General features: G+C 76.3%; 1 protein-coding gene. It reads left to right on the top strand.

The annotated features are described in order from the left end of the window. Window positions 1-86: 86 nt before the first annotated feature. The coding region (locus HCN52_RS20115; RefSeq protein WP_168089862.1) for a non-ribosomal peptide synthetase at window positions 87-6,761 on the top strand (6,675 nt) is incomplete at its 3' end.

Below are 6,761 nucleotides of genomic sequence, written 5' to 3'. Positions count from 1 at the left end.
CCGCTCCCCCGGCCGTGCCCGCCACCGCTCCCGCCGTCCCCGCCGTGCGCCCGGCGTCCCCGGCGGCACGGCCCGGTGAGCCGGCGGTGGGCGCTCCCGCCGGACGCGGCGCCGCGGACGGCTGCGACTTCAGCCTGTACTTCTTCGGCGACTACCCCGACGAGAGCGCGGGCGACAAGTACCAGCTGATCCAGGAGGCCGCCCGCTTCGGCGACCGCAACGGCTTCCACAGCCTGTGGCTTCCGGAGCGGCACTTCCACTCCTTCGGCGCGCTCTTCCCCAACCCCTCCGTCCTCGCTGCCGCGTTGGCCGCGCAGACCAGCACGATCCGGCTGCACGCCGGCTCGGTGGTGCTGCCGCTGCACAACCCGCTGCGGGTGGCGGAGGAGTGGGCGGTCGTCGACAACCTCTCCGGCGGCCGCGTCGGCATCGGCGTCGCCAGCGGCTGGCACGCCGACGACTTCGCGCTCGCGCCCGAGAACTACGGCAACCACCGCGAGCTGCTGTACGAGCGGGTGGACACCGTGCGGCGGCTGTGGGCCGGCGAGGCCGTACCGATGCTCTCCGGCAGCGGAGAGCAGACCGAACTGCGCACCCACCCGCGGCCGTTGCAGGCACAGCCGCCGATGTTCGTCGCCGTGGTCGGCAATCCGAACAGCTACCGGCGCGCCGCGGCCGAGGACCTCGGCATCGTCACCAACCTGATGGCGCAGTCGGTGGAGGACCTGGCGGCCAACATCGCGCTCTACCGCCGGACCCGGGCCGAGCACGGGCTCGACCCGGACGCCGGCCGGGTGGTGGTGCTGCTGCACACCTACCTCGACGCCGACCCGCAGCGGGCACGGGAGGAGGCGTTCGAGCCCTTCCTCGCCTACCTGCGGTCCTCGCTGTCGCTGTTCAACCAGGTCACCAACAGCCTGGGCGTCGACATCGACATGGACAACGCCGACCCCGACGACGTGCGGTTCCTGCTGGAGCAGGCGTACGCGCGGTACTGCGAGGACCGTGCGCTGATCGGTGACGTCGCCGGCAGCAGCGCCGTGGTCGAGCGGCTGCGAGCCGTCGGTGCCGACGAGATCGCCTGCTTCGTGGACTTCGGTGTCCCCACCGCGCAGGTGCTCGACGGGCTCACCGAACTCGACGCCCTGCGGCGGCTGCACGCCCCCGGCGGCGGGACGACCGGTTCCGCCGTCGCCCCCGCGGTGCCCGCCACGGCGGCGCCGAGCTCGGTCGCGCTCTCCCCCGCCCAGCGCCGGATCTGGTTCCTGGAGCAGCTCGAACCGGGCCGCACCAGCTACCACGAACCGAAGACCCTCCGGTTCGACGGTCCGCTCGACACCGACGCGCTGCTCGGCGCGTTGCAGCGGGTGGTGGACCGCCACCCCGCGCTCCGCTCGGTGGTGACGGAGTCCGGCGGCGAACCCCGGCTGGTCGTCCACGACACGATGCCGCTGCCGTGTCCGCTCACCGACGCCGCCGACCTGCCGGGCACCGCGCCGGGACGCGACGAGGAGACGCTGATCGCCGAGGCGCTGGCGGCGGAGCTGCGGGAGCCGATCGACCTGGCCACCGGTCCGCTGCTCCGGGCGCGCCTGCTGCGGTTCGCCCCGGAGCGCCACGTGCTGCTGCTGGTCGCGCACCACATCGTCTTCGACTCCTCCTCCACGCAGATCCTCACCCGCGACCTGGCCGCCTGGTACCGGTCCTGGCCGCAGGCGCCCGGCGACCTGCCCGCGCTGCCGGCGCACACCCCCGTCGCCGAGCCCGACGCACGCGAGCACGACGAGGCGCTGCGGTACTGGCTGGACCGGCTGGCCGACGCACCGCGGACGGCGCTGCCGACGGACCGCTCCCGCCCCGTGCGGTCCACCGGCCGCGGCGGACGGCTGGTGCGGGAATGGCCGGCGGCCACCGCGGAGGACGTGCGGGCCACCGGGGCCAGCGCCTCGGCGACGGTCTTCTCGGTGCTGCTCGGCGCGGTCTGCGTGGCGCTGCGGCGGCTCGGCGGCGGTGACGACCTGGTGGTCGGCACCGCGCTGATGCACCGCCCGGACGGCGCCGAGGACGCCGTCGGCATGTACGTCGAGACGCTGCCGCTGCGGGTGGACCTCTCGGGCGACCCGACGTTCGCCAACCTCGCGGGCGAGCTGACCGCGGCCGGCCTGGACGCCTACCAGTACCGCGCCGCGCCCTTCGACGACCTCGTCGCCGCGCTCAACCCCGACCGCACCTCGGGCGGCAACCCGCTGTTCCAGGTGGCGGTGGAGTTCGAGAACGCCACCGGCGACGCGCCGTTCGCGCCGCCGGAGCTGTCGGTGACGACGGTGGACCTGGCCGCCGACCGGGCCGCCCCGGTCGACCTGGCGCTGTACCTGACCCACGGCGCCGCCGGGGTCCGCTGCCTCGCGGAGTACGACCGCGACCTGTTCGACGCGGCCACCGTCGAGCGGCTGCTCGACCACGTGGACCTGGTGCTGGCGCAGCTGACGGCGTCGCCCACGGTCCGACTGTCCGAGCTGCCGTCGCTGACCGCGGCGGACCGGAAGCTGATCGCCGGCGCCACCCGGGTGCCGGCGGTGCCCGCGACGGGACGGGAGCCGGGCAGCCTGCACGGCGCGGTGCTGGCCCAGGCACGGCGCACCCCTGACGCGGTGGCGCTGGTGCACGGCGAACGCAGCACCACCTACGGGGAGTTGGACCAGCGCTCCGCCACCGCCTCCGCGGTGCTGCGCGCCCGGGGCGTCGGCCGCGGCGACCTGGTGGCGGTCTGTCTGCCCCGTGGCGCCGAGTTCGTGCTGACGCTGCTCGCGGTGCTGCGCGCGGGCGCCGGCTACCTTCCGATCGACCCGCAGCTCCCCGCCGCACGGCGCCGTTCGATGATCGAGGACAGCGGTGCGGCACTCCTGGTGGCGACACCGGAGACGGCGGCCGACGCCGCACCCGCCGCCACCCCGGTGGCGGAGGTGGCATCGCTCGGCGGTGAGGACGGTGACGGCGGCGCGAACCTGCCCGACGGGGCCGGTCCGGAGCCCGCGGTCGGCCCGGAGGAACTCGCCTACTGCATCTACACCTCCGGATCGACCGGGCGCCCCAAGGGCGTCGAGGTGCCGCACCGCGGCCCCGTGAACCTGATCCGCTGGGACCTGGCCGAGCACGGTCCGCAGGACACCCTCCAGTGGTCCTCGGCCTCCTTCGACGCCGCCGTCATGGAGATCTTCACGACGCTGGCCGGCGGCGCCCGGCTGGTGCTCCTCGACGAGGAGGTCCGGCACGACCCGGCCGCGCTGGCCGCCCTCATGCGCCGCGACCGGGTGGCACGGCTGTTCATGCCGTTCACCCCGCTGCGGTACCTGATGGAGCACGGACCGGAGCTGCCGGAGCTGCGCTCGCTGATCTCCGCGGGTGAGCCCACCGGCGACACCCCGGCGCTCGGCGCGTTCCTCGCCGCGCACCCCGGGTGCACCCTGTTCAACATGTACGGGCCCACCGAGGGTTCGGTCTGCGCCACCTCCCACCGGGTGGCGCCCGGTGACGCCGCGCCGCCCATCGGCCGGCCGATCGCCGGCACCGAGGTCCGGCTGCTGGGCGCGGACGGCACCCCCGTGCCGGTCGGCGTCCGGGGTGAGATCCACCTGGCCGGGGCGGGCGTCGCCTCCGGCTACCGGGGCCGCCCGGCGGAGACCGCGGCCGCCTTCCTGCCGGACCCGGAGAACCCCGGCGCGCTGATGTACCGCACCGGCGACCTGGCGCGGCTGCGGGCCGACGGCGCACTGGAGTACGTCGGCCGGATCGACCACCAGGTGAAGATCCGCGGCCACCGGGTCGAGCCGGCCGAGGCGCGGCGCGCCCTGGCGGCGCTGCCAGGGGTGCGGGACGCGGCGGTCGCCGTGCGCGAGGACGCCAACGGCGAGCCGCAGCTCGTCGGTTGGGTCGTCCCCGAGGACGACGCGGACGACGGCCTCCTCGACCGGCTGCCGGCGCTGCTCGGTGGTGAACTGCCGAGCTACCTGGTGCCGAGCCGCTGGGCGCGGGTCGCGTCGCTGCCGCTCAACTCCAGCGGCAAGCTGGACGAGGCGCGGCTGCCCGAGCCGGTCGCCGGGGGCACCGTCACCACGCGGCCCGAGGGCCCGCTGGAGGAGGCGCTGTACCCGCTGTGGCGCGAGGAGTTGGGGTGCGGCGACTTCGACGTCACCCGCGGCTTCTTCGACCTCGGCGGTCACTCGCTGAGCGCCGTGCGGCTGCTGCACCGCGTCCGGGCCGCGCTGGGACGGGAGGTCTCCCTCGCGGAGTTGTTCCGTGCGCCGAGCGTCCGCGCGCTGGCCGCCGTGCTGGCGGCGGCGGAGGCCGCCGCACCGGCGGCGGCGCTGCCCGGCGGCGGCAAGGCGGCAGCGGGCGAACCGCAGTCCCGCACCCCCAAGGCCGGTGCGCCGGTCGCGGAGACCGCGCCGCTGACCTCCGCGCAGCGCCGTATGGTGCGGCGCGACCGGGCGCACGGCCGGCCCGAGGTCCACACCATGGGCCTGCGGGTGGACGTCACCGGGCCGCTCGACGTCGAGGCGCTGCGCGCCGCGTTCGCCGCTGTCGTGGAGCGGCACCCGGCGCTGCGGACGCGCATCGTCGCCGACGGGGACGGCGGACACGTCCAGGAGGTGGCCGCCGCGGCCGCCCCGGAGGTCGCCGTCGCCGACCTGACCGACGACAGCTCCGCGGTGCAGCGGTGGTGCGAGGAGGCGGTGTCCGAGCCGTTCGCGCTGGACACGGCCCCGCTGCTGCGGGTCCGCCTCGGCCGACTGGGCGACCGCCGCTGGGTGCTGACGTTCGCGGCGCACCATGTGGTGGGCGACGGTTGGTCGTTGCACCTGGTCTGGAACGAGGTGGCGGAGGCGTACCGCGCCGCCGTCGCCGGTGACACCGCGCAGCTGCCGGAACCCGCGCTCTCCTACCCGGAGTTCGCCCGCCGGGAGGAGCGGGAGGCGACGGAAGAGCGGTGGCGTGATGCCGCGGCCCACTGGCGCGAGGCGCTCGCCGGGGCGCCGTTGGACACGGAACTGCCCGCCGAGCGGGAGCGTCCCGCGCGGTTGTCGGGGGCGGGTGCGCTCCACCGGTTCCGGGTGGACGCCGCGACCGCTCGCGGCCTGCGGGCGGTCGGCGAGGCCGCCGGCGGCACCCAGCACACGGCGCTGGTCGCCGGCGTCGGTCGGTGGCTGGCACGCCTGGCCGAGCAGGAGTCGGTCGTGGTGGCGCTCTCCAGCGCACGCCGGACCCGTCCGGGCGACGAGGAGGTCGTCGGCTACGTCGGCGAGGCCGTGCCGGTCCGGCTCGACAAGGCCGCCGACGCGGACTTCCCGGAGCTGGTGCGCCATGCCGGTGAGCGGCTGTTCGAGGCGCTGGACCACGAGCACCTGCCGCTGGCGGAGATCTGGCAGGCGGCGGCGCCCGAGGCCGATCCGCTGCTCGCGCCGCGCGTGATGGTGACGCTGATGACCGGCCCGGCGCCCGAGGCGTCGCTGGCGGGGCTCAGCACCCGCACCACCGCGCTGACCGCGCCCGGGACGGCACGGACCGAGCTGTACGTGGTCCTGTCGCCGGAGGCGGACGGCGGCTTCGCCGGGGTCCTGGAGTTCACCACCGACCTGTTCTCCACGGAGACGGTGACCGGGTGGGCCAAGGAGCTCGTGGCGCTGCTGGAGGACGCGGCCGTCGTGCGTGGCGGGAGGTGCAGGCGGTGGGCCTGCCGGTGGCCGGTGGCCGGTGGATCAGCCGGCGGCCGCCACCGACCGCGTCAGTTCCTCCAACTGCTCCAGTCCCGTCTGCACCGCGAGGAGTTCGTCCGTCAGCGGACCGAGGTCCATGGCGGTCGCCGCCGCCTCGCCGGCGATCTGTGCGGACAGCAGCACCCCGCCGTGCTCCGCGACCGCTTCCAGCCGGAGCGTCACCGACTCCAGCGCCGCCATGAGCGTGCGCCGCAGCTCCTCCAGCCGCACCACCGACGCGACCCGGTCCGCCACGGCGCGCGCGGACGCCTCCTTGGCGTCGCGCAGCGCGCCCGCGGGCGCGGTCGCCGCCTCGCGCTCCAACCGACTCTGCTCGGCGCGCAGTTCCCGGACGTCGGTGTCCCCGACCGTCCGGTCGATCACGGTGACGGCAGTGGCCCGCTCGGTGAGCTGCTCGGCGGCCACCCGGGTGTGGGCGGTCGCCTCCTGGAGCACCGAGACCAGGGCGTGGCCGCCGATCGGCTCGCCGCCTGGGCCGCGCACCGCGGCACCGGCGTGCTCCGCCACCCGGTCGGCGGCGACGCGGGCACGCCGCAACCAGACCTCCGTCTCCGGCGGGGCGACCAACTCGACCTGGTGGGAGCGTTCGACGAACCGGCCGCTGCTGGTCGGCAGCGGGGTACGGCGCCCGTTGCGGGCACCGGCCAGGTGGGCGAGGAGGGCGGCCAGCGCGGCGGCACCGGCCGTGGCGGCGAGCACCGCGTCGCCCTCCCAGGGCGCCCAGGCGGCGACGGCGTACGCGGCGCCCCCGCCCAGGACGGCGGAGGCCACCGCTCCGCCGAAGGCTCCGCCACCGCTCTTCTCGCTCATCCCGTTCCCCCTCGGTCCGTGCGCCACCGCCCGGGCGCCCCTGCTGGTGCGCCGCTGCCGTGCCCCCTGCCGTCCGCGGGGCTGTCCGTGGCGTGCGCAAGTATCCCACCGGCACCCGGACGCCGACCCCGCCCGGTGTCGCGCGCCGTGGCGGACCGGGTCGCGTCGGTGGTGCGG

Origin of the sequence: Streptomyces bohaiensis (assembly GCF_012033785.1) — a bacterium.
GTDB classification, from domain to species: domain Bacteria; phylum Actinomycetota; class Actinomycetes; order Streptomycetales; family Streptomycetaceae; genus Streptomyces; species Streptomyces bohaiensis.
This window is presented reverse-complemented; position numbering and strand designations above follow the sequence as displayed.